General features: G+C 69.3%; 21 protein-coding genes and 1 tRNA gene. 9 read left to right on the top strand and 13 right to left on the bottom strand.

Features of this window, described 5'->3' with window-relative positions; translation table 11 throughout:
* Positions 1-32 precede the first annotated feature (32 nt).
* Positions 33-563 (bottom strand): bacterial proteasome activator family protein, encoded by a 531-nt coding sequence (locus tag N5079_RS16080; RefSeq protein ID WP_261584618.1) that lies wholly within the window; start codon positions 561-563, stop codon positions 33-35.
* Between the two features lie 157 nt (positions 564-720).
* Entirely contained in the window at positions 721-1,683 is a 963-nt protein-coding gene (locus tag N5079_RS16075) for an NAD(P)H-quinone oxidoreductase (RefSeq protein ID WP_261584617.1), read from the bottom strand.
* A gap of 114 nt (positions 1,684-1,797) precedes the next feature.
* On the opposite strand from N5079_RS16075, the gene N5079_RS16070 reads away from it, so the two are divergent.
* On the top strand, positions 1,798-4,344 hold the full coding sequence (locus N5079_RS16070) for an AAA family ATPase (protein ID WP_410007794.1): 2,547 nt from the start codon (positions 1,798-1,800) through the stop codon (positions 4,342-4,344).
* A gap of 137 nt (positions 4,345-4,481) precedes the next feature.
* A tRNA-Ser gene (locus N5079_RS16065) sits at positions 4,482-4,570 on the top strand.
* A gap of 249 nt (positions 4,571-4,819) precedes the next feature.
* On the opposite strand, the gene N5079_RS16060 is transcribed toward N5079_RS16065, so the two are convergent.
* The gene (locus tag N5079_RS16060; protein ID WP_261584616.1) at positions 4,820-5,887 is read right to left on the bottom strand and encodes a hypothetical protein; all 1,068 of its coding nucleotides are present in this window, start codon (positions 5,885-5,887) and stop codon (positions 4,820-4,822) included.
* A gap of 632 nt (positions 5,888-6,519) precedes the next feature.
* Between N5079_RS16060 and N5079_RS16055 the strand changes: the two genes are divergently transcribed.
* The gene (locus tag N5079_RS16055) at positions 6,520-7,911 is read left to right on the top strand and encodes an MDR family MFS transporter (RefSeq protein ID WP_261584615.1); all 1,392 of its coding nucleotides are present in this window, start codon (positions 6,520-6,522) and stop codon (positions 7,909-7,911) included.
* 91 nt (positions 7,912-8,002) lie between these two features.
* On the opposite strand, the gene N5079_RS16050 is transcribed toward N5079_RS16055, so the two are convergent.
* From N5079_RS16050 to N5079_RS16040, 3 genes are read right to left on the bottom strand one after another with little or no spacing between them, the layout of a single operon-like run.
* Complete coding sequence (locus N5079_RS16050) at positions 8,003-10,750, bottom strand: alkaline phosphatase family protein (protein WP_261584614.1); 2,748 nt, start codon at positions 10,748-10,750, stop codon at positions 8,003-8,005.
* 3 nt (positions 10,751-10,753) lie between these two features.
* Entirely contained in the window at positions 10,754-12,109 is a 1,356-nt protein-coding gene (locus N5079_RS16045) for an ABC transporter permease (RefSeq protein ID WP_261584613.1), read from the bottom strand.
* Positions 12,106-13,023, bottom strand: coding sequence for an ABC transporter ATP-binding protein (locus N5079_RS16040; RefSeq protein ID WP_261584611.1), 918 nt, complete (start codon positions 13,021-13,023; stop codon positions 12,106-12,108). Before N5079_RS16040 ends, N5079_RS16045 begins: the two co-directional genes overlap by 4 nt.
* 568 nt (positions 13,024-13,591) lie before the next feature.
* Between N5079_RS16040 and N5079_RS16035 the strand changes: the two genes are divergently transcribed.
* Positions 13,592-14,329, top strand: a complete 738-nt coding sequence (locus N5079_RS16035; RefSeq protein WP_261584610.1) for a hypothetical protein — start codon at positions 13,592-13,594, stop codon at positions 14,327-14,329.
* Positions 14,330-14,421: 92 nt separating this feature from the next.
* On the opposite strand, the gene N5079_RS16030 is transcribed toward N5079_RS16035, so the two are convergent.
* Positions 14,422-15,333 carry a LysR family transcriptional regulator gene (locus N5079_RS16030; RefSeq protein ID WP_261584609.1) on the bottom strand — a complete coding sequence of 304 codons (912 nt, stop codon included), beginning with the start codon at positions 15,331-15,333 and terminating at the stop codon, positions 14,422-14,424.
* A 144-nt stretch (positions 15,334-15,477) separates the two neighbouring features.
* Here N5079_RS16030 and N5079_RS16025 point away from each other — a divergent pair, with 144 nt between their 5' ends.
* A complete protein-coding gene (locus N5079_RS16025) occupies positions 15,478-15,858 on the top strand; it encodes a DUF1801 domain-containing protein (protein ID WP_261584608.1) in 381 nt (126 codons plus the stop codon).
* 5 nt (positions 15,859-15,863) lie between these two features.
* Complete coding sequence (locus N5079_RS16020; protein ID WP_261584607.1) at positions 15,864-16,250, top strand: VOC family protein; 387 nt, start codon at positions 15,864-15,866, stop codon at positions 16,248-16,250.
* 8 nt (positions 16,251-16,258) lie between these two features.
* Here N5079_RS16020 and N5079_RS16015 read toward each other — a convergent pair whose 3' ends face one another.
* Entirely contained in the window at positions 16,259-17,485 is a 1,227-nt protein-coding gene (locus N5079_RS16015; RefSeq protein ID WP_261584606.1) for a PAS domain-containing sensor histidine kinase, read from the bottom strand.
* 185 nt (positions 17,486-17,670) lie between these two features.
* Here N5079_RS16015 and N5079_RS16010 point away from each other — a divergent pair, with 185 nt between their 5' ends.
* Positions 17,671-21,954 (top strand): AAA family ATPase, encoded by a 4,284-nt coding sequence (locus N5079_RS16010; RefSeq protein WP_261584605.1) that lies wholly within the window; start codon positions 17,671-17,673, stop codon positions 21,952-21,954.
* Positions 21,955-21,957: 3 nt separating this feature from the next.
* Here the strand turns inward: N5079_RS16010 and N5079_RS16005 are convergent, their stop codons facing one another.
* From N5079_RS16005 to N5079_RS15995, 3 genes are all read right to left on the bottom strand, one after another.
* Complete coding sequence (locus N5079_RS16005; RefSeq protein WP_261584604.1) at positions 21,958-22,470, bottom strand: hemerythrin domain-containing protein; 513 nt, start codon at positions 22,468-22,470, stop codon at positions 21,958-21,960.
* A gap of 213 nt (positions 22,471-22,683) precedes the next feature.
* A complete protein-coding gene (locus tag N5079_RS16000) occupies positions 22,684-23,655 on the bottom strand; it encodes an RNA polymerase subunit sigma-70 (RefSeq protein ID WP_261584602.1) in 972 nt (323 codons plus the stop codon).
* Positions 23,656-23,687: 32 nt separating this feature from the next.
* Positions 23,688-24,104 (bottom strand): VOC family protein, encoded by a 417-nt coding sequence (locus tag N5079_RS15995; protein ID WP_261584601.1) that lies wholly within the window; start codon positions 24,102-24,104, stop codon positions 23,688-23,690.
* Positions 24,105-24,357: 253 nt separating this feature from the next.
* Here N5079_RS15995 and N5079_RS15990 point away from each other — a divergent pair, with 253 nt between their 5' ends.
* Positions 24,358-24,528, top strand: a complete 171-nt coding sequence (locus tag N5079_RS15990; protein ID WP_261584600.1) for a hypothetical protein — start codon at positions 24,358-24,360, stop codon at positions 24,526-24,528.
* Positions 24,529-24,565: 37 nt separating this feature from the next.
* On the opposite strand, the gene N5079_RS15985 is transcribed toward N5079_RS15990, so the two are convergent.
* A complete protein-coding gene (locus N5079_RS15985) occupies positions 24,566-26,008 on the bottom strand; it encodes an MFS transporter (RefSeq protein ID WP_261584599.1) in 1,443 nt (480 codons plus the stop codon).
* A gap of 98 nt (positions 26,009-26,106) precedes the next feature.
* On the opposite strand from N5079_RS15985, the gene N5079_RS15980 reads away from it, so the two are divergent.
* Positions 26,107-26,553, top strand: coding sequence for a MarR family winged helix-turn-helix transcriptional regulator (locus N5079_RS15980; protein ID WP_261584598.1), 447 nt, complete (start codon positions 26,107-26,109; stop codon positions 26,551-26,553).
* A gap of 51 nt (positions 26,554-26,604) precedes the next feature.
* Here N5079_RS15980 and N5079_RS15975 read toward each other — a convergent pair whose 3' ends face one another.
* Positions 26,605-26,730 (bottom strand): hypothetical protein, encoded by a 126-nt coding sequence (locus N5079_RS15975; RefSeq protein ID WP_261584597.1) that lies wholly within the window; start codon positions 26,728-26,730, stop codon positions 26,605-26,607.
* Positions 26,731-26,778 lie beyond the last annotated feature (48 nt).

Genomic DNA, 26,778 nt, shown 5'->3' with positions numbered 1-26,778 from the left:
CTGGGGTTCCTGCGGGCGTCTTCGGTAGGTCTCTACAGGTAGGGGCCGCCTGCGCCGCGATGTCCCTGGTCGTCGGGTGACTGCGACATGCCGCCGGGGAGGGCGCGGCGCATCTGCTCAAGTTGCGCGCGGGCGGCCATCTGCTGGGCGAACAGCGTGGTCTGGATGCCGTGGAAGAGCCCCTCCAGCCAGCCGACCAACTGCGCGTGCGCGACCCGCAACTCAGCGTCGCTTGGGGGAGCTCCGTTGTCGTCGGTGAACGGCAGAGAGAGCCGTTCCAGCTCGTCCACGAGCTCGGGCGCGAGGCCGTCCTCCAGCTCCTTGATCGAGCTCTGGTGAATGTCCTTGAGCCGCTTGCGGCTGGCCTCGTCGAGGGGAGCCGCGCGGACCTCTTCGAGGAGCTGACGGATCATGCTGCCGATCCGCATCACCTTGGCCGGCTGCTCGACCAGCTCGGCGACGGACCGCTCCTCGTGCTCCCCGTCCTTGCCGTTGTTGCCGGAGATCGAGAGGCCCTCGGGCCCCACGACCACGATCTGTGGGGTGCTCTCGTCTGCGTTCATCGGTCGCTAACCACTCCTGTTTCGCTCCGCGGGCCGTCGCCGTCTCGTCCGGCGGGCCGCTGTGCTCGGTGACCTCTGTCCGGTTACCTGTGCTCTGTCATCCGTGCTCGATCGGCTCAGCTAGGGCTCGGTTCGAGCCCATGCGAACCAACCTAGCTCACCGCGTCAGCAGGATCTTTCCGATGTGCTGACCGGCTTCAAGCATTCGATGAGCCTCAGCCGCGTTCGCCATGGGGACCTCGGCGTGCACGACGGGCCGGATGGCTCCGGCGCTGATCAGGGGCCAGATGTTGTTCGCCACTCCGCGGCAGATCACGCCCTTCTCGTCCACTGGACGGTTCCGGAGGCCCGACGCGGACACGGACGCCCGCTTGGCGAGCAGCTTGCCGAGATCGAGCTCGCCCACCGTCCCGCCCTGCATGCCGATGACGACCAGCCTGCCGCCGGTCTTCAAGGTGTCGATGTTCCCGGGGAGATATCTGGCGCCCACGATGTCGAGAACGACGTCGGCCTGGCCCGCGAACCTCTCCGCGAAGTCCTCCTCGCGGTAGTTCACGCCCTCGTCCGCGCCCAGATCGAGGCAGCGCTGGACCTTCTCCGCCGACCCGGCCGTCACGAGCACGCGGGAGCCGTACGCCTTGGCGAGCTGGATGGCCAGCGTGCCGATCCCGCTCGCGCCGCCGTGGACGAGCAGGGTCTCGCCCTTTCGGAGGCGGGCGGTCATGAAGACGTTGGACCAGACCGTGCAGGAGACCTCGGGCAGCGCGCCGGCCTCGGCCAGCGAGATCCCGTCCGGGGCCGGCATGACCTGCTGCCACGGTACGGCGACGCGCTCGGCGTATCCGCCGCCCGCGAGCAGCGCGCAGACCTTGTCTCCCACCGAGAGACCCTCGACGCCCTCGCCGACCTCGGAGATGACTCCCGAGCACTCGAGGCCGAGGATGTCGGACGCGCCCCGTGGTGGCGGATAGTGTCCCTGGCGCTGGAGGAGGTCTGCCCGGTTCACCGCCGAGGCGGCCACGTCAATGACCACCTCACCTGCGGCGGGACGGGGATCCGGCACTTCTTGCCAGACCAAAACCTCGGGTCCGCCCGGTTCCGAAATCACGATCGCGCGCATGTGACCTAAAGTAGCGTGGTGGAGAACTCGGCGGTTGCCCGCATTCACCGTATTACGGGACGCTAATCTGCAATGTGTTTGCTGCCCATTTAGCCCATCCCGAGGGGGTACACGGTGGCGAGACATGATCGCGAGGATCCCCATTCTCTCGAGGACCAGCTCGCATGGCTGGACGCGATCAAGGAAATGCCGGACGAGGTCGAGATCGCGGTGAGCGCGGTGACGTCCGCGACCTTGGCGTCTCCCACGCCGCCTCCCCCGCCTCCGGCCGAGCCCGAGCCCGCCTCGCCGTACCCTAACGACCCCTGGAGCCTGGTGCCGTCCGAGCCCGCCTCCGGCGCGCTCTTCCGCAGCGCGGTCGACTCCGTGTACGGCCCCGGCTCGGTTGGCGTGGCCGACGACACGGCGGATGAGGATGGGACGCCGGCCGGGGAGACCGCCTCGGCTTCTGGTCCCGCGCCTGGGGTGAGGTCCTCGGAGGACGCTCCCGTTGAGCCCTTCGCCGCTTTCGGTTCGTCTTTTGGATCATCGGCGTCCGCGGCCCCGTCGGGGAGGGCTACGGCCGGGTCCGGGGACACCGCGGAGCGGTCGTCAGGCCGTGACGACGACGCGCCGGAGGACGACTACCCGACGTCGCCGCCCGGGACCCTGGGAGTGCGGGAGAGCTTGGCTTTCGGGGAGAAGTTCGGCCGGGGCGCGTTCGGCGACTCCCCGGCGGACACCGACTCCTTCAACCTCGGCGCCTTCGCCGACTCCGAGGCCCGCAAGGTGTACGGCGAAGCCGACTCCTATGGCGCCGACCGGGACTCTCATCGGTCCGACCGGGACTCATATGCGGACGAGCGTGAGTCGCGCGCCGACGCCGGGTCGTACGGGGACTCCTCCGGGTCGTATGGGGACACTGGGCAGTACGGGGATTCTGGGCAGTACGGGGACCAGCGGGAGCCCTACGGGGACGCGGAGTCCTCCGGGGCGTCGTCCGGGGCGTCGTCGGCTGAGGAGCCGGTGCGGGGCTGGCTGGAGCCGGCGTTGCCCGTCGAACTGTCCGCCCCCGTGGAGCAGCCCTCCTTCCCGGCGGAGCCTCCCAAGGAGTCGCCTTTCCCGCAGAAGCCGGTGTTTCCGAAGGACGCGGCTTTTGGGAAGGAGCCGGCGTTCGGGCAGGAGTCCGCTTTCGGGCAGGACTCCGGGTTCGGTAAGGACTCCGCGTTCGGGCAGGAGTCCGCTTTCGGGGTGGAGCGGGAGGAGTCCTTCGCGCCGCCGGAGAGCGGGCCGCATGTTGTGGGCGCTCCGCCGAGTAGGTCGCCGGCTGGATTCAAGGACGACCGGTTCACCGGCTCCCTCCGGGACGACCTGTCCGGCGAGGAGCGGCAGTCATACGAGCGTGATCACGGAAGTGCCGACGAGCGCCAGCCGTACGGGCGCGACCGGGGCGCCGAGCGGCAGCCGTACGAGCGCGACCATGGTGCCGAGCGGCAGCCGTATGACCGCGACCATGGTGCCGAGCGGCAGCCGTATGACCGCGACCATGGTGCCGAGCGGCAGCCGTATGACCGCGACCGGGGCATCGAGCGGCAGCCGTACGAGCGGGATCGCGGGAACGTCGCCGAGCAGGAGCCGTACCAGCCGCGACGTCGTCAGGCGCCGCAGGTTTCCGCGTTCAGCTCCCCGGCGCGCGCGGCGGGCGGCAAGCCGCCCGCGGACAGCCTTGACCCGGTCAGCCTCCTCAAGGGCCGCCGGAACGCCCCAGCGGGTGGATGGCGGAAGCTCGTCTACAAGGCGTCGGCCGGGTGGATCAAGCCGGGCGAGCCCCCAGAGGTACGGCGGCGGCGTGAGCTGATCAACCGGGCCCGCACGCCGGTGGCCACCGGGCACCACAGGGTCGCCGTGCTCAGCCTCAAGGGCGGCGTCGGCAAGACCACGACGACGGTCGGCCTAGGGGCCACGCTGGCGCAGGTGCGCGGCGACCGCGTGATCGCGGTCGACGCCAACCCCGACCGTGGAACGCTCTCGGACAAGGTCGAGCTGGAGACCTCGGCGACCGTCCGCGACCTGCTCAACGAGCGCGCGCAGATCAAGCGGTATGTGGATATAAGGGCATTCACGTCGCAGGCGCCGTCGCGGCTGGAGATCCTGGCGTCGGACCGTGACCCGTCGGTGTCCGAGGCGTTCAGCGCCAAGGACTACCACGCCGTGTCGCAGGTGCTGGAGAACTTCTACTCGATCTGCATCACCGACTGCGGCACCGGCCTTCTTCACTCGGCGATGTCCGGAGTGCTGGGGCTGGCCGACCAGATCGTGCTGGTCAGCTCGCCATCGGTGGACGGCGCTCGGGCGGCGTCCGCGACCTTGGACTGGCTGGAGGCTCACCACTACGGCGACCTCGTTAAGGCGGCCACCGTGGTGCTGTGCAGCGTGCGGCCGCGCTCCAAGTCGACCGTCGACCTGGACAGGCTGGAGGCCCATTTCGCCGCCCGCTGCCGGGCCGTCGTCCGCGTGCCGTACGACCCGCATCTGGAGGAGGGCGCCGAGATCGATCTCGACCGGCTGCAGGAGGCGACCCGCGAGGCGTACCTGCGCCTGGCCGCGAGCGTGGGAGACGGCTTCGCCGGGCCCCAGGCCCTCGGTGAGCGCCGGTTCTCGGAGATCCCGGACCAGCTCTAGCGTCTCCCCGGCCCTGGGCTTTCAGTTCGCGCCGAGCTTCAGCTCCGTGCCGGGGAAGATCGTCTTATGCTGTCGCGGGCACTTGCCGCGCGGTGAGAGACTATGGTGCATCGTGACGTCCTCTTGGGCGTCACCCAGGAGAGCTCGCCTAGTGGACGATGGCGGCGGTCTTGAAAACCGCTAGGCCGGGTGACCGGTCTCGTGGGTTCGAATCCCACGCTCTCCGCTCTGTGATGTCTCAAGACATTGGAAGCCCCTTGAACCTACGGGTTCGGGGGGTTTCTTTGTGTACTGGGGTTGGTAGTCGCGGGTGGGGTCGATGATCAGCTCGCGGAGGAGTTCTCCGGTGGTGGCGGCGACAACCCGGACGTCTCGGTCGGCGATGAGCAGGATGACGTAGGTTCGGGCGTGGGTTCGTCCGATGTGCGTTCTGGCAGTCAGCCCCCGTCCGTGTGGGCCCCGATGCCCAGCCGACTCAGCGGCCGTGGGCCCAGATCAAACCGCTGCGGCCAGAAGGTGCCGCGCCGACCGCCCAGACGGAACCGCTCTCCGGCTGGATGGCGAGGTCACGGACGGACGCGTTCTGGTTCGGCGGAGCCGGAAAGGCGCCCGGCTCGACACTATCGGCGCCGATGTGCAGATACCCGCTGCCTCCGCCCTTGGCGTCGTAGACGATCCAGGCCCCGCCTCTGCCGTCGGGCTCCGCCTGGGCGCGCGGCTGGATGCCCGGTTCACCACGGACCTCGAAGTTCCAGCCGCCCAGATAGCCGGACAGCAGCAAAGTCTCACCGCAGAAGGGGTGCTTCGCACTGCCACACGGCCAGGCGACCCAGCCGACGGCCATCACCCGGCCGGTCTCACCGTCGACCGCGACATCCGTCAGCTCCGAGATCTGGCCCGAGTGTGCGGACGGAATCGCTGGAAGTGCAACCGCGCGCCAGGCCGTGCCGGTCCAGCGGGCCAGAGCCGCCGTGCCCCGCACCGAGCCCGCCGCCCACGCGCCGTCGAGTCCTTTGACCACGATCGGCGTGTGGACCCTGCGCCACACCGACCCGGTCAGGCGCCGCAGCGTGGATCGTGCCTTCCACCCAGCGTTACCGGCCGGCGGGAACGCGCTGGAGTTCTCGATGACCCACAGGTTCCTGCCGATGGCGTACGCCCGGTCCACCCGGCCGTAGCGCCATCGCTTGACCTGCCAGTGCTTGCCGTCCCACCGGGCGTATCGCGACGTGCCGAACGCCCAGACCCTGGTGTCGGACGCCGACGTCAGCCGCTTCACCTGGAAGCCCGGCCCGGTGACACGCTTGAAGGTGGACCGGCTGCCCTTCAATAGGAGCGACTCGGCGCCGGTCGATCCGCGATCCGGGCGCCTCGTCCCGGCGACCCAGACCGCCCCACCGGGCGTCACCGTCACCGCGTCGTAGGAGTCGCGGCGGTCGTCATGGACGACGCTCCACTGACCGGCCGGCGCCACGGCGTGGGCGGCGGCCGGCCCCGCAGTGACGAAAAAGGCGACGGCTGCAGCGGTGCCGCGAAACAACATTCCCATAAAGGATGGGACGCGCCTTCCGGAGGAAAAGTTGGCATACCGGCAGGGAATGGGCTGGCGAGATCCGGACCTATCGCGCGCCATCGATCGCCACGCTCTCCGTTCATCAAGCCAAGACGGCGTCTGACCAGCGGTTTCGCTAGGTTCAGAAGCCGTTGATCATTTTCGCCGTGTGCAACCGTACGCCACCCTGAGCAGCCCTCGGCCGCTGTTCGCGGAATATGCGCGGAATATGCGCGGAATGATGTTGGTCGCATTTCCCCAGGTCGTGCGTGTGCGCCGAGAGTGGCGGGAGGACGGCGCTGGAGCGTGTGGACTGGGCACGGATACCCAGGAGATGGGAAATCCCGGCACCTCCGTGGACGCAGCCGGAGATCGCCGCCCCCGCCGGTGAAAACCGGGTGACATCTCGCGTCGCTTGCCGGAATGCTGGGCACGGGCGATGAGTTTTGTCGGTGGTGCCTGTCAGGCTTGCCCATGACCACAAATTCTTGTGGAACCCCAGGCTGGCACGCCAGCCATGACCACGTCATTTCCCGACAACCCCTGATCGAGGTGCCGTGTCCATCGGACAGCTTGATTCGTCTGCCAAATCCGCGACCGCCGTTTCAGGGCGCACCCCGGCCGTGATCCGGTTGCTGGTGCTCGCCACGTTCGTGGTCATCCTCAACGAGACGATCATGATTAACGCGATCCCGCGGCTGATGGGCGCCCTGCACATCACCGAGCAGACCGCGCAGTGGCTCTCGACCGCCTTCATGTTGACCATGGCCGCTGTCATCCCGATCACCGGATGGTTCCTGCAGCGGGTGTCCACCCGTCGCGCGTACGCCACCGCGATGGGTTTGTTCCTGTTCGGCACGGCGTTGGCCGTCGTCGCGCCGTCGTTCGAGGTGCTGCTGGCCGCCCGCATCATCCAGGCGTCCGGGACGGCCGTGATGATGCCGCTGCTGATGACCACGTTGATGCAGGTGGTGCCGGAGGCGGAACGGGGCCGCGTGATGGGCAACGTCACCCTGGCCATCTCGGTCGCCCCCGCAATGGGCCCGGCGGTCTCGGGCTTGATCCTCCAATTCGGGTCCTGGCGGCTGCTGTTCGCCGCGGTGCTGCCCATCGCCGCGGTGATCACATGGCGCGGCCTGAAGCAGCTCAAGAACATCGGAGAGCCGCAGTTCAGCACCATCGACTGGTTGAGCGTGGTCACCGCCGCCGCCGGCTTCGGCGGCCTGGTCTACGGGCTCAGCCGGTTCGAGGGCGGTGACGTCCGCGTGGCCGTCGCGATCGTGGCAGCGGGCCTGGTCGCCATCGCCGTCTTCGTCATCCGCCAGCTGTGGTTGCAGAAGCGCGGCGTGCCGCTGATGGACCTGCGTACCCTGCGCCACCGCACCTACACGGTCGCGCTGATCCTGATGTCGGTGGCCTTCATGGCGATGCTCGGCTCGATGATTTTGCTGCCGCTGTACCTGCAGAACGTCCGCGAGCTCAGCCCCCTGCAGACCGGACTCCTCGTGATGCCGGGCGGCCTCGCGATGGGGCTGCTCGGTCCGACCGTCGGCCGCGTGTTCGACCGGTTCGGCGGCCGGGTTCTGGTCATCCCCGGCGCGATCGGAATCACGCTCGCGCTCGCCGGCCTTACACAGGTCACCATGACCATGCCGTACTGGCAGCTCCTGGGTCTGCACGCGCTGTTGATGGTGAGTCTGGCCGCGACCTTCACCCCGGTGTTCACCCTCGGGCTCGGAGCGGTTCCCCCGCAGCTCTACTCCCACGGCAGCTCGATCCTGAGCACCCTGCAGCAGGTCGCCGCGGCCTTCGGCACCGCACTCGTGATCACCGTGATGAGCGCGCGCGCCGATGCCCTGAAATCCGCGGGAGCCGCGGAGGTGCTCGCCAACCTCGACGGCATGCGGCTGGCCTTCATCATCGGCGCGGTGCTGTCTTTGCCGGTGGTCGTCACCGCCGTGCTCCTACCGGCCCGAGCGGACAGCGTCGTCGAGCTCGAGGAATCCGGCCGATGAAACGGGCGTGACGGCGGTGGAGCGGAACGCAGAAGAGGCCTCTGGCCAGCGGTGACGCCGGCCAGGGGCCCTTCTATGTTATCGGCCTACGTCAGCCGTCGTTCTCCGACGACGGGATGTAGGCGCCCGGCACCTGGTCCGGTGTGTAGATCTCGGTCTCACCCGGGTAGGGCTTCGTCCAGTCGTGTGCCTCGTACCACGAGAAGTGGTTCATCTGCGCGGGGTTGGCGGAGTCGGCCTTGGCGTCGGGCCCGGCGAATCGCTGCTGCGACTTCCAGGCCCCCCACTTCGCCGCGACCTCCTTTTTGTCCGCCGGCACCTTCGCCGACGGCGCGGCCGCGGCGTTCGGGTTCTGCGGCGCCGGGGCGTCCGCACCGCAGGCCGGCGGGGTCGACAGACCCAAGGTCAGCGAGGTGCGGTTCGGCAGGGCGTTGAACGGCGTGTAGTCGGGCTTGTTGGTGAAGGCCCGGCTCATCGGGGTGGCGGCGCTGTCCTTCTGGTTCATCGGCTGAATCCCGAGGATCTGCTCGATGGTGCGGATCATGGTGATCTGCGTGTAGTAGTGGCTGTCCACGGTGCCGTGCTGGGCCCAGGGGCTGATGACCTGGATCGGGGCACGGTGGCCGTCGACGTGGTCGAGGCCGGCCTGGGAGTCGTCCTCGACGACGAAGATCGCGGAGTCCTTCCACCACTTGCTGTGCGAGATGGTGTGGACGATCTTGCCGACGGCCAGGTCGTTGTCGGCGACCTGAGCGGCCCCGTTCGGCGGACCACCGGTGTGGTCGCTGGAGAGCCAGAACATGTTCAGGTTCGCCGGCCCGTTAGCCTCGAAGTCACGCTTCCAGATCTCGTACCGGTAGATGTCCGGGACGCTGGTGTCGAACTTGGGGAAGCCGTGCACCGACACGTCGTTGAGCGACGGGATCGGCGAGGACGAGTCCAGGGCGTAGGCGGTGTTCTGCCCGGTCGCCTCCATGTTCTTGGTGTCGCAGTACAGGTTCTGCCAGCTCGCGCCGGACGGCTTGGTCAGGAACTGCTGGAACTCGCCGAAGTCCCGCACGGTCTTGCCCGCCGCCTGCGCACCGGTCCAGATGAAGCCGGTCCGCTGGTGGCCGAGAGCGTCGTCCTCGGTGTCGTAGCTGCGCAGGTACTCGCCGGCGCTGGACTCGGTGTACTCCGGGTCGTCGGCCTGCATCAGCCAGTTGTGGCCCTCGGCGGAGTTGGTGCCGATGTCGTACGTGTTGTCGTACAGCCCGAACTGACGCGCCAACGCGTGCTGGTTCGGCGTCACGTTCTCGCCGTACTGGGCCAGCGACGGGTCGCCGTTGCCACGCGGGTCGTCACCGAAGACCTGGTCGTAGGTTCGGTTCTCCTTGACCAGCAGGAAGACGTGCTTGATGGTCGACGGGTCGCCGAGGCGCTTCGGGACCGGCACGGCGTGCGCGGAGTTGCCCTTGGTCTGCTTGACGTCGTTCTTGCCCCAGCCGTTCTGCGCGAAGACCGTGGCCGTGGACTTGGCGATCTCCGAGTCGTCCGGCAGCGTGAACCGCTGCAGGCTCGACGTCGTGTCGTGGGTGCCGTGCCCGGCGCTGTTGGTGGGGCGGCGGGCGTCGATACCGCGGGTGTTGGAGACCAGCACGTCGTTGCCGACGGTGGTGATCTCCGCGGGGAAGTAGTCCGTCGGGAGCAGGCCGACGTAGCTGACCGGCTCCTGCGGCGTGGTGTACCGGTAGACGGCGACCGCGTTGGCGCGGCCGAGCGTGACCAGCAGGTGACCGTCGTCGGTGAGCGTCACCGCGTCGGGCTCGTAGCCCACCGAGGCCACCGGCCACGGCTGGGTGGCAATGGTCTGGACGACCTTGTCGCTGGACGTGTCGATGACCGACACGTCGTTGGTGGCGGTGTTGGTGACGAACAGCGCCCCGTTTTTGGCGTACAGGGCGGTCGGGTGCAGACCGACGTCGATGCTCGTGGCGGCGGCAGCCGGGTTCGCCAGGTCGATGACGCTGACCGTGCCGGTGGTGGTGGCGCCGGTGATCAGGTCGGCCGGCACCTGGGTGTTGTAGGAGTTGATCGTGGTGTCGCCGGGCTCCGCCGGACGCCCGCCCTCGTTGCTGACGTAGAGCTTGGTCCCGACCATGACCATGTCACGCGGGGCGTTGCCCACGGCCCAGCTCTGCTGGATGGCTCCGGTCGCCGCGTTGATGGCGACCACGCGGTTCTGGCCGTTGACGGCTGAGTACACGGTGGAGCCGTCGGGCGAGAACACCGGCTCACCCACCAGCGCGTGCCGGGGCCCGTCCGCCGGGATCTGGATGAACGTCGGGTTGGCGAGGGTGCCGTCCGGGTTCACGGTGAACTTGCGGTAGCCGTCGGTCTGGCCCAGCCACAGCTGCGAACCGTCGGGCGAGTACGTGGGACCTTCCTGGCCCACGTCGTTGCCGCTGATGCGCAGGTTCGCCGCCGCGTTCTTGCCGACGAGCTGCTGCACATTCCAGTTCTTCAGGTCAACGATGGCGAGCGCCATCCCACCATCGGCGACCGAGGCCGCGAGGTGGGTGCCGTCCGGGCTGACCGAGGACGACATGATCTTGCCGTTGTTGATGACGAGGCGGTCACCGATCGGCTTGATGTACTGGTCGCCGGACACGACCAGGCCCTTGTCGGTGGTCTGGCCGACCTGGTCGGTGCCGAACACATCGGTGGAGGCGTAGGCGATGCCCCCGCCGGCGACGACGAGAGCGGTGGTGGCGGCCGCGAGGAGGCGGGTCCGCCGGCCGGTGTGTCGATCGGAGAGCCCAAGACGGACCTTCGCGACGCGCTGGCGCGTGACGTGCATGAATCATTCCTTCGGGGTGCTTGCGAGCAGGTCGACGTTCCCGTCGAACTGCCACAGGGGGTTGGGCGCGTCCCCGCCCGGGGTGCGCACCTGGAAGTAGCCGTTCACCTCCTTCGGCCCATCTCCGTCGGCGACGTACCGCCCGTCTGCGGTGACGTCGAGCTGGTAGATGGCGCTGCCCACGGCGGTCGGGCCGGGGAGGCGCCAGGACACGACGCACCGCCAGTCGTTGCCCGGTCCCTGGTCGAGGACCCGGGAGTCGCCCTTGTCGCAGGATGCGGTGGCCCGTAGCCGGCCCTCGGTGACGTCGGGGCGATGGAGCTCCCGGGCCTGCAGCCGGTAGAGGTGGGCGTACGCCGTGGCGAGCGAGTCCTGCAGCTTGGCCCGTTCGATCCCCGAGCCCTCAGCCGACGTCGCGCCGGCGACAACTACGACGGTGAGGGCGACCAGGCCGGCCAGTGGCAGCACCCCGGCCACGAGGACGCGCCGGCCCGATCCGTCGTATGTCAGGTCCGTGAAGTCGCGGCGCAGGAACAGGCGGTAGGCCAGCGCGGTGGCGGTGACCGCCCACGCGAGGCTCACCGCGAGGCCGATGAGGAGAGGGCCCGCCTGCGCCGGGCTGGTGAAGAGCCCGCGCCAGGCGAGGAAGGCGTGGCTCGGCAGGGCCTGCCGTACGGCCACCGGCAGCGGGAGCAGCTGTGCGAGCTGCAGCGCGAAGGCGAGCAGTGCGGGCATCAGCAGCCCCATCGGAGAGCGGCCAAGGGTCACCGAGCCGAGGAGGCCTACCGCGGCGAACGCCAGCGTCGGCGCCAACGCGCAGGCCCACGCGAGCAGGACCGTGCCGGCCGCGTCCGCCGGGGCGAGGAGATGGCCGTCCAGGCCTACGAGCGGTCGGTTGCCGACCGCGGCCAGGCCGCCGGCGATGCCCGACGCGGCCAGCCCGGCAACCAGCAGAAGGATCACGGTGAGGCTGGCAAGGGTCTTCGCCACGAAGATCCGCCTCGGCGAGCGGACCGCCACGAGGAGATGGCGCCAGGTGCCAAGCCGGTCTTCGACGGCGAAGACGTCGCCCGCGACCAGCGCCGTCAGCAGCGGGAGCGCCCAGCTGCACGAGAAGTCCAGCACCACCAGCGACCCCGCCCAGCCGGTCGCATTCATCCAGCGGCCGAAGACCGTGTCGGCGGGTAGCGAGCTCTGCAGGCTCACCACGGCCACAAAGGCCGCCGGGGCGATCCAGCAGGCGAGCAGCAGCAGGCGGATCCGCCACTGGGAGAGCAGCTTGACCAGCTCGAACCGATAGCCGTGCAGCACGGGCGCAGGCCGGGCGCCGGCCCGGGGTCGGGTGACGGTCGCGGTCATCGCGGGTCCTCCTGGCCGGTCCGCGCGGGCATGGTGCCGGTCCCGGTCAGGGCCAGGAACGCGGCCTCGAGCGGCGCCACCACGGGCCCCAGCTCTCGGAGCGCCACGCCGGCTCGCACGAGCCGTACGACCAGCTCGTCGAGGGCCGGCACCGGCCCGCGGACGACGACGCTGGCGTCCGGCCGTTGACCGGGGTCGTGGCCGGACACGACGCGGAGCCCGGGCGTCTCTGACGCCAGCCGGTGGGCGGCCGCCGGGTCGGAGGTGAGCAGCCGGTAGTCGAGCTCGCCACTCTCGGCGGCGAGCTTGCTCACCGGCCCGGAGAAGACGACCCGTCCGGTAGCGAGGATGGTGACCTCGGAGCACAGTGCGGCGAGGTCGTCCATCCGGTGGCTGGAGAGGACCACCGCGGTCCCGTCCGTGGCGAGTCCGGTGATGACGCGGTGCACGTGGTGCTTGCCGGCAGGGTCCAGACCGTTGGCCGGCTCATCGAGCACGAGCAGCCGCGGCTTTGTGAGCAGCGCGGCGGCCAGCCCGAGCCGCTGGCGCATCCCCAGCGAGAACCCCCGGACACGGTCGTCGGCGACGTCGGTGAGCCCGACCTGCTCCAGCACGGTGTCGACACCTGCGGTGCGACCGGCGTCGTACCCGCGCAGTGAGGCCAGGGCCGAGAGGTTCTGCCGCGCGGTCAGCGACGGATAGAGCCCGGGCCCGTCCACGAAACCCGCGACACCGTCGGGGACGGCGAGCGTCCGCCCGACCGGCGTACCCAGGATCTCGAGACGGCCGCTGTCCGCGACCGCCAGGCCCAACAGCAGACCGAGGAGCGTCGTCTTTCCCGCGCCATTCGGGCCGACAAGGCCGTGGACCTGCCCACTCGCCACGTCGAGGTCGACGCCGTCGAGTGCGACCACATCACCGAAGGACTTTCTGATCCCGCGACCCCGGACTGCGGGGGCCCTGTGCATGTCGGTTTTTCGCATCCGCGTCCTTCCTCGACATCCCGGCACCGGTCGCCGGTTGGGCGGCCAGTCCGGCAGTGCAAAAGTTAGCCACACTAAGGACGCGATAAGGTGTGTGTTGTGACAATGACGTATTTATGCTGCGTGAACAGACATATATGATTTATTCGGGCGTAGGAATCGCAAAGTTCATATAAATGACAGGCTCTCGTTGATCAAGCGCCATCACCCTCATGTCCGGTGTGGCGTCACCTGCGACTGGAGCCGGCAGGCGCCGAACGCGGTTTCGCGCTCGGCGACGGCGATGCGAGGCCGGCCGTCCCCCGTCGAGGTGTTCGTGTACGGCATCCGAACTCGTCCAACCAGCGGTTTTCGCTCGGTGCGGACGGCGTTGATCGTTCCAGCCATGCGCAGCCGTACGCCGCCATGTCCTGAATTCGGTACTCGACTACCAGCAGTGATCAAGGGCCAGTACGCTCGTCCAGTCGTTCGATCTTCGGGCTATTGCGGGGGAGTTCCAATGAGCCGAAGTCTCAGGGCGTTCGGGGTGGCGCTGGCGCTTTGTGCTGGGTTCGTTGTGATCCCCGCGGGTGCCACCCGGGCGGCCGACGAGGGGGTGAAGCACTTCTACGTGGCCGACGCGGCCGTCCCGGCCGACGGCGAGAGCGAGGTCACCTTCTGGGGATCGCTGGTGACCGCGTGGGGCGACCCCACTACCGGGACCAAGCCGGTCGACGACTTCGACATCGTCATCGCCGTACCGGGCAAAGGGACGCGGCTGGCCGAGGTCGAATGGGAGCGCGTGCCGGGCGCGCCGATAGAGGGCCTTCCCCCGGCGACGGTCCCCTTCACCGGGAAGTTCACGGTCAAGAGCAGCGACCCGGGCGGCACCTGGGAGGTCCGCGCACTCGTCTCCCGTCAGGACAGCGACACCAAGCCCATCGTCTTCCGGTACAGCTTCCCGGTCGTCGGGCGCACCCTGACTCTGACGGCAAGCCCCGCCGAGGTCGCCAAGGGCGGTCGCATCACGCTCACCGGAACCGCCAAGTACGGCACGAAGCCGCTCGCCAAGACCAAAATCGCCGTGTACTTCAAGAAGCAGCGCGCCTCGTCCTGGAAGCTGGTCGCCTACGTGAGGTCAACCACGACCGGCCGGTACGCCAAGGCGTTCGTCCCCACGCAGGACGGTTACTGGCGCACCAGGCTGGTCGCCTTTCCGTCGGTGCTCTCTCCGTTCCGCTTCGTCGACGTCACCTGAGCTTGCCGGAACTCGACGGAGCAGCCATCCGGGGTCATCCCGCCGGGTCCCGCGCCGTAACACGTGCTCATGACCGCCCCTTTCCCGGCCCGTCACCGCTCACTCGGCGCGGCCGAGGCCGTCCGGTGGTTGGCGTCCGTCGCGGCGCGGACGAACTCGCGCACACGTGCCGTCGTATTGGTTTCCAGCCAGACCAGCCCTCGTTCGATTGGTGGGGCGTCGTGGATCGGGACGTACGCGATGTCCGGGCGGGGGTAGTACCGCTGGCTGTGTTCGCCCACAGGCAGGACGCCCTTGCCCAGCGCGACGAGGGACAGCATCTCGGAGAATGTGTTGCCCGCCGGCCCTTTGGGCACCGGCCGGCCCGACGGCGTGTGGCCGGGTGTGCGGTCGCGCTTGAACTCCGCCGATGTCACCGAGGGGTATTGCACCACGGGATGCCCGGCGAGAACTTCGAGGGAGACCGACTTCTCGCGGGCCAGCGGGTGACCCGCGGCCACGGCCAGGACACGGCCTTCCGTCAGCAGGGTGGGCCCGCAGGCCATGCCGTCGAAAGGATACGAGGCGAAGAGGATGTCGATGGAGCCGTCGAGCAGGCTCGATCGCGAGTTGAAGAGCTGCGCTTCGTGAACGTCGACCTGACAGTCCGGGTGGCGCTCGGCGAACAGGCTGACGGCCTTGAGCAGCACCGGCGCCGTCCACTCGCCGAGGAAGGCCACCCGCAGTCGTCCGGTGACACCGCGGCCGGCGTCGATGGCTCTGCTTACCGCCTCGTCCATCTGGGCCGCTAAGGGCCTCAGATCCTCGGCCAGCCGCCGTCCGATCGGGGTCAGGCGGACGACGCGGCTGGTGCGCTCGAACAGTGGAGCGCCGATGCGGCGCTCCAGCTTCTTGATCACCTGGCTGATCCGCCCGGTCGTCACCCTCAGACGCTCGGCGGTGCGGCCGAAGTGCAGCTCCTCGGCGAGAGTCAAGAAGATCTCGATCTCGTGCCGCTCCAGCATGGACTCTCCGTCGTTTAGTTCGAGTCAACGATCGTAGCTCCATCGTGGCTTGGTGGCCGCTGTTGTCCGGGGCATCGTGGAGAGCGTCATCCGGTCGCGCGGAAGTACGGCGATCGGCCCTATCGGACACTTGGAGCTACCCGCATGCGCATCAACACCGATGTCCGCGAAACCGGCATCGCCGACTACCTGGCCGCACTCGACGACCCATTGCGGGAGATCGGCGAGGAGCTGTCTCTCCTCATCGACGCGGCGCTGCCCGGCGTCAGCGGCACGATGTGGCACGGCCATCCGACCTGGAGCCTCGGCGACAAGCCGGGAAAGAACCCCGTTTGCCTGCTCAAGGCGTACCGGTCGTACCTCACGTTCGGGCTGTGGCACGGGCAGGAAGTCGCCGACCCGTCCGGGCGTCTCACCGCGGGTGCCCGTCAGATGGCTTCCGTGAAGCTTCATCAGGTGGGCGACATCGATCAGGCCCTGTTCACCGACTGGCTGCGTCAGGCCTACGACCTGGAGTCGAGGTGACCATCATGCGGGTCAAAGCCTTCGATCACCTGGTGCTCAACGTCCGGGACGTCGAGCGCGCACTGGAGTTCTACTGCGGGCTTCTCGGTCTGGAGCCGGTACGCGTCGCCGAGTGGCGGGCCGGCGATGCCCCGTTTCCCTCGGTGAGGGTCACTCCGGAGACCATCATCGACCTGGTCCGCCGCCCCCGGGGGGAGTCGAACGTCGACCATATCTGCCTGGTCGTGGAACCGCTGGACTGGCACGAGGTAATCGACTCCGGCGTCTTCACCGTCATCGAAGGGCCCGTGGACCGGTTCGGCGCTCGTGGCACGGCGACCTCCGTCTACGTGCGGGACCCCGACGGCAACACCGTCGAACTCCGCTGGTACCCCCAAGACGCGGGGGGATAGAGAAGTCCCTAGGCGGCGAGGGGGAGGCGGAGAACGAAGCGGGCGCCGGTGGGGTGATCGGCGGCGTACAGGCGGCCGCCGTAGGCCTGGGCGATCTCGCGGGCGATCGACAGACCGAGCCCGGAGCCGCCGGGGTCCTGGCGGCGGGCGTCGTCGAGCCGGTAGAGGCGTTCGAAGATCCTTTCGCGATCGCCCGGCGCGATGCCGGGCCCGTCGTCGATCACCTCGAGGACCGCCTCGGGCGGGTCGGTGGTGACCACGATCTCGATCTTCGTAGAGGTGTGCCGTTCGGCGTTGGCCAGGAGGTTGGCCAGGAGCCGGGTCAAGGGGATCCGGGAGGCGTACACCGTCACGTGCTGATCGAGTCGCGGGTGGACGGCGGCGTTGACGGTGCGGCGTTCGAGTTCGTCCACGACGAGCTGGGCCAGGTCGATCAGTTCCGTGGCGGCGGGCGCCGTGGTGTCCAGGCGGGCCAGGGCGAGGAGATCGGCCACGATGTCGTTGAGTCGCTCGGCGTTCCGCAGCAATCTGCGCAGAATCTGCTGCATGTCGATGTGGGGTTCTGAAAGTGCGACCTCGAGTTCGGTCAGGAGCCCGGCGATCGGGTTGCGCAGGTCGTGGGACGCGTCGATGACGAACTGCCGCTGCCGCCTGATGGAGTCCCGCAGCGCCGATGTGGTCTGGGTTTGTTCCCTGTGGGTCTGCTTGAGCCGTTCGTTGAGGTCCTGAAGCTCCCGGTTGCGGGCGTAGAGGTGGTTCTCCATCGCCTTGAGCTTCGCCCGTGCGCCGGTGACGCCTCGCCGGCTTGACCACCTCAGCTGCTGGAGGAAGTCGGTGACCTCCTCGGTGCTGTGAATGATCAGTTTGACCTTTCCGTCCGGCCCGAGGACCGGGGTGTTGACCGTGCTCCAGTGCCGTTCCTCGAACACGCCGGGCATCCCCGGCGGCTCGACGTCGTACCTTTGCAGCGCCATGGTGTCCCGTTTGCCGGTGGCGAGCACGCGTTCCAGCGAATCCCGCAGAACCTTGATCCCCTGCGCCTCGGGATCGTCGGCGGTGTCGGGGTTGTCGGGGAAAGCGGTGAAGACGCAATGGCCGATCAGCTCCGCCCGGGTCCGCTGCGTCACCTCCAGAAAGGCGTCGTTGGCTGCGACCATGGTGAAGTCCGGCGTCAGCAGCAGCGTCGGAACTGGGCCGGCGTTGAACATCGCCTCGTAGTCGATCTCTGTCTTCATCACCCCCGGGCCTCCCCTCGACCTCTATATGCCCAGGCTAGGTGGGAAAATGGGGTTTGGACCAGACGGGACGCACCCTGCATCCTCCGCCCGGGTGACGCTCATAGCTCGGTAGCGCATGCCGGCATTTCAGCGATAGCTCGATGGAAGCTTCACTGTCCGGACTCCCGGTTGGGTGACCTTTGATGGCGGCCGATAGCGAACAGCCGAGAGCCCGCGCTGCGCGGGAGCAGGCCCGTGCGGGGCTGGCGGCGGCGGTGGCGCGGCAGGCGTCGGCCGGTATGGCGAAGATGACGCCCCCGGCGCTGCTGGCCGCGCTCTCCGCCGGTGCCTTGGCCCCGTTGGCATTGGCGCCACCGGGTGAAGTAGCCCTGGCAGGCATCGGCGTGGCGGCCGGAGTCGGGACCAACATCCTCAGCCAGGTGATCAGCGGGTCGCTGGTCGTGCTGCGCCGCCGTACCGGCGAACCCCGGCCTGACGAGGTCGAGCGGGAGTTGTATGAGCGGATCGGGCAGATGCTCGCCACCGGCAACGCCCACGGCGAGCGCCTCAGGGCGGAGATCGCGGCGATGCTGCGCGAGATCGACGCCGCGGGTGTCGCCCTGGAAGTGGCCATCGACAGCGGCAACCGGGTCCTGCAGGCACAGGTGGCCCAGGCGTTCGCCGCGCTCAGCGCCGAATTCGCGGAGTTCGCCTTCCTGCTCGCCGGCATCGACCGGGCCGCCTCGGCGATCCAGGAGACCCTGCATCGTCAGGATGCCGAGCAACGCCACGACCGCGACCGGATGCGGGAGCAATCGACTCAGCTGATGCTCATCCGCGAGGACCTGGCGATCCTCAAGCAGGCCCGTCGAGAAGACGCGGACGTCACGCGATGGGAGCGCGGCAGCCCCTACCGAGGGCTGTGGCCGTTCGAGGCCGACCATGCCCCGATCTTCTACGGGCGGGAGCAGGCGACCGCGCGTCTGGTGGGCAAGCTGGCCGAACGGCTGAGCGGGCCGGGAACGGTGGTGGTCACCGGCGCCTCCGGGGCGGGCAAATCCTCGCTGTTACGCGCGGGGCTGCTGCCCGCCCTGGCTCGCGGACTGCTTCCCGTGCCGGGATCTGAGCAGTGGCCGCGGCTTCTCATCACCCCGACCCGGGCGCCGCTGGACGAGTTGGCCACCCATCTGGCGGCTCTGGGCGCCGCGGACCCGGTCGCTGTCCGGCGTGCCCTGGCCGACCACCCGCACGACACTCACCTGCTCGTACGGCAAGCCATGATCGCTTCTGGCAGCCCGGATCGGGCGCGTCTGGTGATGGTAGTGGACCAGTTCGAGGAGGTCTTCACGTCCGGCGAAACCGGCCAGAGGGAGGCGTTCATCTCGGCGTTGACCTCGGCCGGCACGCTGCCGACTGGGCCGGACCAGCAGCCCCGCGCGCTGATCGTCGTGGCCGTACGCGGTGACCTGGCCGATCGATGCGCCGGCTATCCGGCATTGGCCGAAGCGCTGCAGGACGGGCAGTTCGTGGTCGGCCCGATGACCGGGCCCGAGCTGCGCCGCGTCATCGCGGGCCCGGCCGCGGCCGCCGGCCTGGAGCTCGAATCCGGGCTCGCTGACGCCATTTTGGATGAGCTCGGCTCACGGGACGGCTACGGCGCGGGTGTGCTGCCTCTGCTGTCCCAGGCGATGCTGCTGACCTGGGAGAACCGCGAGGGTAACCGGTTGACCAGCCGTGGATACGGCCTGGGGGGCGGCATCGAGCACGCCGTGCAGACCAGCGCGGACACGGTTTACGACGGTCTTCCGCCGGACCGGCAGGTCATCGCCCGAAGCGTCTTCCACCGGATGACGTTGGTCTCCCGTGACGGACAGCTCGCCCGCCGCCGCGTGAGCCGAACCGAGCTGTACGGTCAGGGCGATCACGCCGATGACGTCGACGCGGTCCTGGACGCTTTCACCGCCAGACGGCTGATCGTGCTCAACGACACGACCGCGGAGATCGCCCATGACTGCCTGCTGCAGGCGTGGCCGCGGTTACGCGGCTGGCTGAGCGAGGATCAGGCCGGGCACGCCGTATACGGCCAGCTCCTCGACGACGCCCGCGACTGGAGCGATCATGGCGAAGACCCGTCGTTCCTCTATCAGGGCGCTCGCCTGACGGCCGTCCGGCAGGCCCGCGCCGGCTGGGATGCCGACCCCGGCCGTTACCCACCCATGGGGGAGACGGCCGAGGAGTTCCTCGCCGCTTCCAAGCACGCCGCCGAACGCGCCGAGCAGGCCGCCACTCGCCGCAGGCGCTGGGCACGCATCGGCGTGGCCGGTTTGACTGCTCTATCCCTCATAGCTTCGCTCGCGTCCCTGGCCGCCGTCAGGTCGGAGCGTACGGCCGAGGCCCGGCACAAAGACGCTCTGTCGCGACAGCTGGCCGCGCAGAGCATCAGCCTGACCGGCACCGACGTCGTCGTGTCCGGGCTACTGGCCGCCGCCGCGGGGCACTTCGCCGCCACGGACGAAGCCCGCCACGCCATGCTGAACGCTCTGGCGATGCCCATCCGAGGCATCTTGGACGACGCCACGTCCGTGACCTTCAGCCCTGACGGCGCGACCTTGGCCACCACTGGCCACGACGGAACCGTACGACTGTGGGACAGGGCCACCCGCAAGCAGGTGGGGAGTCCTCTCGCGGGCCATACCGGCTCCGTCCACTCCGTGGCCTTCAGCCCTGACGGCGGGACGCTCGCCACAGTCGGTGACGACCGGACCGTACGCCTGTGGGACAGGGCCGGCCACAAGGAGGTGGGGAGCCCTCTCACCGGCCACAGTGGGCCCGTTCACGTGGTGGCTTTCAGCCCGGACGGCAGGACCCTGGCCACGGCGGGAGAAGATGGCGCAAGAACGTGGGACCTCGCCACTCACAAGCAGATCGGCGGCGTCTTCAGGGGCGACGAAGAGACCGACGCCGTCGCCTTCAGTCCGGACGGCAAGACCGTGGCCACCTTCGGATTCGGCCCCGGCACCGGGCTGTGGGACCTCGCCACCCACGAACGGATCAGCCCTTCCCCGGCGAGCCACACCAGGGAGGACGTCACCGCCGTGGGCTTCAGCCCCGATGGGAGGACGCTGGCGACCGGTGGCGACGACGGCAGCGTCCTGCTGTGGGACGTGGCCGCCCACAAACCGATCGGACCTCCCCTCGCCGGCCACAAGGGCGGCGTCAGGGCGCTGGCCCTCAGCCGTACGGCCCTGGCCGCCGCCGACCACGATGGCCGTGTCCGGCTGTGGAATCTGGCCACCCACGAACCGCTCGGCATCCCGCTCACCGGGCAACCCAGCTTTGTCCGGTCGATGGCCTTCAGCCCGGATGGCGCCACCCTGGCCACTGTCGGCGGTGACGACACCGTCCGGTTGTGGGATGCGGCCGGGGGGAAGCAGGCGGGCACTCCACTTACGGATCAGGTCGGCGCGGCCTACGCGGTGGCCTTCAGCCCTGACCGGACCACCCTCGCCACAGTCGGCGACGACACCGTCTGGCTGTGGGACGCCGCCACCCGCAAGCAGCGTGGTGCTCTCCGTGGAAAGACCGGCTATGTCACGGTGCTGGCTTTCAGCCGTGACGGCACGACCTTGGCGACCGGTGGCCAAGACGGCGTTGTTCGGTTGTGGGATGTCGCCACCCGCGAGCAGGCGGGAACCGCCCTTACCGAGCACGGGGGCTCCGTCTACGACATGAGCTTCACCACCGACGGCAAGGTCCTCGGCACTGTGGACGCCGGCCAGGATGTCCGGCTGTGGGACATCCCAACCCACAAACGGATCGGCCGCCCGCTCACCGGTGACTCCATGAGATTCGCCGACCTTGTGGCCTTCGGCCCGGGCGGCAGGACCGTGGCCGCCGCCGGCCGTGAAGCCGACGGCACCGTCCGGCTGTGGGACGCCGTTACCCGCGAGCAACTCGGCGGCCCCTTCCGGCACACCGGCGACGTCGAGGTGCTGGCCTTCAGCCCTGACGGCACGACTCTCGCCACCGGGGAGGTGAGGGATGGCGCCTTGAGGTCTGAGGGCGGGCCCCCGGCCGACGGCGGCGAGGGCGGACTCACCGGTGAGAGCACTGTGCGGCTGTGGAGCCTCGCCACCCGCAAGCAGATCGGCATTCCCCTCGGCCACGCCGGCTTCCTCACGGAGCTCGCCTTCAGCCCGGACGGCAAGAGCCTGGCCGGCGGCAGCCAGGATGGCAGTGTCCGGCTGTGGGATCTCGCCACCTACAAGCAGGTCGGCCCTCCCCTCACCGGGTCCCTCACATCGTCGGCTTTCAGCCCTGACGGTAGGACCCTGGCGACCACCGGAACCAATGGAGCTCGGCTGTGGGATGTCGGGCCGCCACGCGACCCGGTCTCCTCGATCTGCGCCATCGCCGGTCGCCCCCTCACCAGGCAGGAGTGGGATCAGTACCTGCCGGGCGAGCCGTACGAGAAGATCTGCCCGTAGGCACTAGCCGCTGGTGATGCCGGTCAGCAGGAAGCCGGGCCGGGAGGCGTCCCAGCCGGGGGCGGTCAGCGAATTGAGGGCCGAGACGATCCGTTTCTCTTCGTAGACGAAATGCGACTCCAGCAGGGCGGCCAGGCCGTCCAGCTCGGCGCGTACGCGTTGCGCCTCGGCCGCGACGGGCTCCAGATCGCGGAGGAGGTGTTCCAGCCGGCGCAGGATGTCGGCCACCATGTGATGGTCGCGTGTCAGCTCCTCCAGCACGGGCCGCAACTCGGGGAATCGCTCAGCCAGGACGGGGAAGGCCCCGCCGTCTTCGCCGGTGTGATGCCGATCGACCGCCGAGCAGAAGGTCAGGCAGTGCGCCCGCAGGTCCCGGGGCCGGTCCCCACCGCCGTCGAGGTAGACGTCGACGGCCTCACGGAGCCGGGCGAGCTCCTCGCGGAGCCAGAGGTGGACTTCGATCAGCTGGTTGCCGAACGCCGCGAGGCGGCCGCTCGGCTCGTTGGATGTTTCCATGGTCGTCCCATGATTCGGCGCCTCCATGCCCACGGCGGTCTCTCTGCCGGGTGCACCGCGACGCTGACGTGGGATCCCATCATCCTTCGGTGGGATCGTCAAGCCCGGCCGGCGGATCCCCCGAGCACGGGTGCCGAGCCGGGCGGCTGTGCCTTCCGATTGAAGCCGGAAGGCCGCCCAGCTCGGCGACGCCCGTGCCGTACGGGGATCTCCTCAGAGCGTCGGCGGGAGGCCGAACGCCGGGAACAGCTCCGGGCCGAAGGTCGTGATCTCGGCGATCACGCCGTTCTCGACGCGCAGGACGTCGAACTTGAACGCGCGGAACTCGGAGTCGCCGGGCCGGCGCAGGTAGCTCGCGGCGGTGGGCATCCGGTTGGCCTGCGTGGGCAGGAGGCGCCAGTCGCCGTCCCTGTCCTCTCCCAGGGCGCGTTCGAGCAGCGGGGTGATCATCGCCAGCCCCTCGAAGCACATGGGGTGAGGCGGCATCGTGATGCGGAGGTCCTGCGCCGCGATGGCGACGGCCGCTGCGGCGTCACACCGTTCGTGCGCGTCGATGAACCGCCCGAGCAGGGTGCGCTCCTCCTCGTTCAGCTCCCGCGCGGGCCATTCGGCGCGGCGCGCCGGCAGGTGGTTCTGCATGGTGGCGCGGGCGCGCTGGAGGGCGCTGTTGGCCGCGGCGACGCTCGTGTCCAGGGCGGCCGCGGTTTCACTGGCCGCCCACCCGAGCACGTCACGGGCGATGAAGGCCGCCCGCTGCCTCGGCGGAAGGACCTGCATGGCGGCCACGAACGCCAGCTCGATCGTCTCCCGCGCCACCGCGACCGCGTCCGGCTGCTCGTCGCTGGGCGCGACCTCGTCCAGCAGGCGGTCGGGGTACGGCTGGAGCCACGTTACCTCGGCGAAGGAGTGCATCATCGTCAGATGACGTGAAGTGCGCCGGAGCATGTCGAGACAGACGTTCGTGGCGATCCGGTAGAGCCACGCGCGGAACAGAGAGCTGCCGTCGAAGCTGTCGCGGCTCCGCCAGGCCCGCAGGAGCGTCTCCTGCACGGCGTCCTCGGCCTCGTCGAACGAGGCGAGCATCCGATAGCAGTGGACGTGCAGCTCACGCCGGTGGCGCTCGGTGAGCTCGGCGAAGGCGGACTCGTCGCCGGACAGAGCGGCGTGGATCTCATCGGTCGGCATGTGCGTGGCGTTTTCTCGCGTCGAGTTCATGATCACGCGGGCGATCCGTCGCGCTTGACCTCCTGGACCAGCCAGCCGTTGCCGTCCGGGTCGCTGAAGGACAAGAACGAGTTGTAGCTCGCGCGCTGCGGGTCGGGTCCCGGCGTCTGGCCGTTCGGCCCGAAGTGGAAGATCTCGCTGGCGGCGATCCCCCGCCCGAGGAGCTCGGCGCGCGCCGCGTCGATGTCGGAGACGACCAGGTGCAGGCCCTGCAGCGAGCCCGGCGCCGCGATGTTGCGCATGAGGGCGATCGAGCAGGCCGAGCCGGGCGGCGTCAGCTGGACCACCCGGAAGTCTTCCCCGGCGCTGTGGTCGACTTCCAGGGTGAATCCGGCGTTGTCGATGTAGAAGGTCTTCGCGCGGTCCACGTCAGAAACGGGCACGACCACGAGTTCAAGCGTCCAGTCCACGATGCGGCCTCCTTGGCTGATCGGTGGGGGTCACCGAGGTTACGACACATGAAACGTCCGCCCCCGCGGAAACTCATCGGTGATGCGATGAGAAGATTCCGCGACGAGCCGGCGAGCGGAGCGGACGGCCTCGGGTGGTGACCCGGACCCTCACACTCGTACAGTTCCTATCGCCGCGTGATGACATGGATGGTCAATTCTGGGTAGCAGACGACGCCGAAGAGGTCTCCATCTGAACCGCACTGGAGCGACCGTGATCCTGCGACAGCCCGCTCAGCAGTCAGACTCGCCCCCCTTCGACGTCCTTCTTTCGTACGGCCGGCCCGGCAGGCGCTACCGGCTCCGCGGCCTCATGGGCATCACCGCGACCGGGATCCTCTGCTGGGCTGTGATCATCGGCCTGGCCCTGTGGCTGCTGACGTGACACCGCGGCGACGCCTGCGAGGACGCATCGGTGCTCGCTAACGCTGGGAGTTGTCCCGGCCGGTGATGAGGAAGACCGCGAGTGCGGCGAGGCAGAGGAAGCCCGCGGCGCCGAGGCTCGCGACGGTGAAGCCGTGAACGGCCGCCTGAGGGGCCGACGCGGGATGCGTGCGGAGATAGTCCGCGGCGGCGGTCCCGGCGATCGTGCTGAGCAGTGCGGTGCCGAGGGACGCGCCGATCTGCTGCGAGGTCATGACCATGGCGCCGGCCACGGCGGTGTCGGCTCCGGCGCCGAGGGTGGCGGTGCTGTTGGCGGTGACCAGCACCCATCCGGTGCCGAGACCGACCAGCGCGAACACGGGAAGCACGTGCAGCCAGTAGCCGCTGTCGACCCGGATGAGACCGAGCAGCGCGAGCCCGGAGGCGATGGTCAGCAGTCCGGGGACGAGCAGCGACCGCACCGGCGCGCGCATCAGGAGGGGGCTCACCATCCGCACGCCGACCATGAGCCCGGCGGTGAGCGGCAAGAAGGCCAGGCCCGACCGGAGCGGTGAGTAGCCGAGCACATTCTGCAGATAGAAGGTGAGGAAGAACAGCGCGGCGAACATGCCGACCGCCAGGCTGAACACCGCCAGATACGACCCGCCCCGGCGGCGGTCGAGGATCACGCGTAGCGGCAGCAGGGGGCCGGCGACCCGGCTCTGCACCCACACGAAGGCGACCAGTGCCAGGACGCCGACGGCCAGTGGCCCGACGGTGGTCGCCGCGCCCCAGCCGTCGGGTTCGGCTCGGGCGAAGCCGAATACCAGGGCCATCAGGCCGGCGGTGGCGAGCAGCGCGCCGGCGATGTCGACGCGTACGCCGGTCGCGCGGGGGGCGGGACGGACGGCGTAGAGCACTCCGGCTCCGGCGGCGACCGCGATGGGCAGGTTCACGTACATGCACCAGCGCCAGTCGAGGTAGTCGGTGAGGAGCCCGCCGAGGATGACGCCCAGGCCGGAGGAGCTGCCCATGGCGGTGCCGTAGATGCCGAACGCCTTTCCGCGCTCGGCGGGCGTGGCGAAGGTGGCGGCGAGGGTCGCCAGCACGGACGGCGTGAGCAGGGCACCGAAGACGCCCTGGAGGGCGCGGGAGGTGAGCAGCATCGCCGGGGTGACCGCCGCTCCGCCGAGCGCGGAGGCCAGGGCGAACCCGGTCAGCCCGATCATCAGGCTGCGCCTGCGGCCGATGAGGTCGGACAGGCGGCCGCCCAGGAGCAGCAGGCCCCCGTAGCCCAGAGCGAAGAGCGTGATCACCCACTGGCGGTCCGGGTCCGACAGGTCCAGTGATCTCTGCATCGACGGCAGCGCGATGTTCACGATCGTGAGATCGAGGCCGATCATCAACTGAGCCGTGGCGACCGCGGTGAGCGCCCACCAGCGCCGGGGGTCGGGAGCGGCGGGGTCGGAGGGGAGCCGGGCGGAGCCGACTGTTGTGGTCATGGCCATCCTCGGAAATCGATTGGTCAAGCCAACGTTGGCTTGACCAACGGTATACCGAAAATCGTTGGCCGTGCCAATGGATTGCTAGACTTTCCCCCATGGAGATAGGGGCCACCCGCCTGCGCGCGAAGGCCAGCTGGCTGATCAACAAGACCTCGCTGCACGCGCATCGGCTGGTGGCCGAGGGGTTGGGCTCCGTGGACGCCCGTGGCTACCACTTCGCGATCCTCGCCGCGCTCGATGAGTACGGCCCGGCGAGCCAGGCGGCTGTCAGCCAGCGCACGGGGATCGACCGCAGTGACACCGTCGCGATGGTGAACGAACTCGTCGATCAGCGCCTGGTCGTCCGGGCGCCTGATCCGGATGACCGGCGCCGCAACGTCATCACCATCACTCCGGCGGGCCGGCGGCGGCTCGAGCAACTCGAGACCGTGCTTTCCGAGGTGCAGGACGAACTGCTCGCCCCGCTGTCAGCGGCCGAACGCCGGCAACTGGTCGGCCTGCTGGCCCGCGTCCTCGACCACCACACCTCGCAGTCCGGCTGATCGCGCCGCTCGTGCTCCAACTGGCCGCGGAGACCTCCAGCGGAGTCTCCCTCAGCGTGCCGCGGTGGCCGCGTGTTCGCCGTACGCCTCGCGGGCGTCGAGAAGTGCGGACATGTGGTCCTGGTCCAGGCGCGGCGTGCGGCCATCGGCGCACCACCACCCACGCACCCTCACCACCCACGCGCCCTCCGCTCTCTGACGCCTGGGTGAAGGATCGAACGTGCT

It is taken from the genome of Planotetraspora sp. A-T 1434 (assembly GCF_025420585.1).
In the GTDB taxonomy this organism is placed as follows: Bacteria; Actinomycetota; Actinomycetes; order Streptosporangiales; family Streptosporangiaceae; genus JAOEGB01.
The sequence above is the reverse complement of the archived record's forward strand: the minus strand, read 5'-3'. Positions and strand labels throughout refer to the sequence as shown.

What these genes read in the sequence shown, in the direction of transcription:
- N5079_RS16080 (WP_261584618.1), bottom strand. Translation starts at nt 563, where the DNA reads ATGAACGCAGACGAGAGCACCCCACAGATCGTGGTCGTGGGGCCCGAG.
- N5079_RS16075 (WP_261584617.1), bottom strand. Translation starts at nt 1,683, where the DNA reads ATGCGCGCGATCGTGATTTCGGAACCGGGCGGACCCGAGGTTTTGGTC.
- N5079_RS16060 (WP_261584616.1), bottom strand. Translation starts at nt 5,887, where the DNA reads ATGTTGTTTCGCGGCACCGCTGCAGCCGTCGCCTTTTTCGTCACTGCG.
- N5079_RS16050 (WP_261584614.1), bottom strand. Translation starts at nt 10,750, where the DNA reads ATGCACGTCACGCGCCAGCGCGTCGCGAAGGTCCGTCTTGGGCTCTCC.
- N5079_RS16045 (WP_261584613.1), bottom strand. Translation starts at nt 12,109, where the DNA reads ATGACCGCGACCGTCACCCGACCCCGGGCCGGCGCCCGGCCTGCGCCC.
- N5079_RS16035 (WP_261584610.1), top strand. Translation starts at nt 13,592, where the DNA reads ATGAGCCGAAGTCTCAGGGCGTTCGGGGTGGCGCTGGCGCTTTGTGCT.
- N5079_RS16030 (WP_261584609.1), bottom strand. Translation starts at nt 15,333, where the DNA reads ATGCTGGAGCGGCACGAGATCGAGATCTTCTTGACTCTCGCCGAGGAG.
- N5079_RS16025 (WP_261584608.1), top strand. Translation starts at nt 15,478, where the DNA reads ATGCGCATCAACACCGATGTCCGCGAAACCGGCATCGCCGACTACCTG.
- N5079_RS16020 (WP_261584607.1), top strand. Translation starts at nt 15,864, where the DNA reads ATGCGGGTCAAAGCCTTCGATCACCTGGTGCTCAACGTCCGGGACGTC.
- N5079_RS16015 (WP_261584606.1), bottom strand. Translation starts at nt 17,485, where the DNA reads ATGAAGACAGAGATCGACTACGAGGCGATGTTCAACGCCGGCCCAGTT.
- N5079_RS16010 (WP_261584605.1), top strand. Translation starts at nt 17,671, where the DNA reads ATGGCGGCCGATAGCGAACAGCCGAGAGCCCGCGCTGCGCGGGAGCAG.
- N5079_RS16005 (WP_261584604.1), bottom strand. Translation starts at nt 22,470, where the DNA reads ATGGAAACATCCAACGAGCCGAGCGGCCGCCTCGCGGCGTTCGGCAAC.
- N5079_RS16000 (WP_261584602.1), bottom strand. Translation starts at nt 23,655, where the DNA reads ATGCCGACCGATGAGATCCACGCCGCTCTGTCCGGCGACGAGTCCGCC.
- N5079_RS15985 (WP_261584599.1), bottom strand. Translation starts at nt 26,008, where the DNA reads ATGACCACAACAGTCGGCTCCGCCCGGCTCCCCTCCGACCCCGCCGCT.
- N5079_RS15980 (WP_261584598.1), top strand. Translation starts at nt 26,107, where the DNA reads ATGGAGATAGGGGCCACCCGCCTGCGCGCGAAGGCCAGCTGGCTGATC.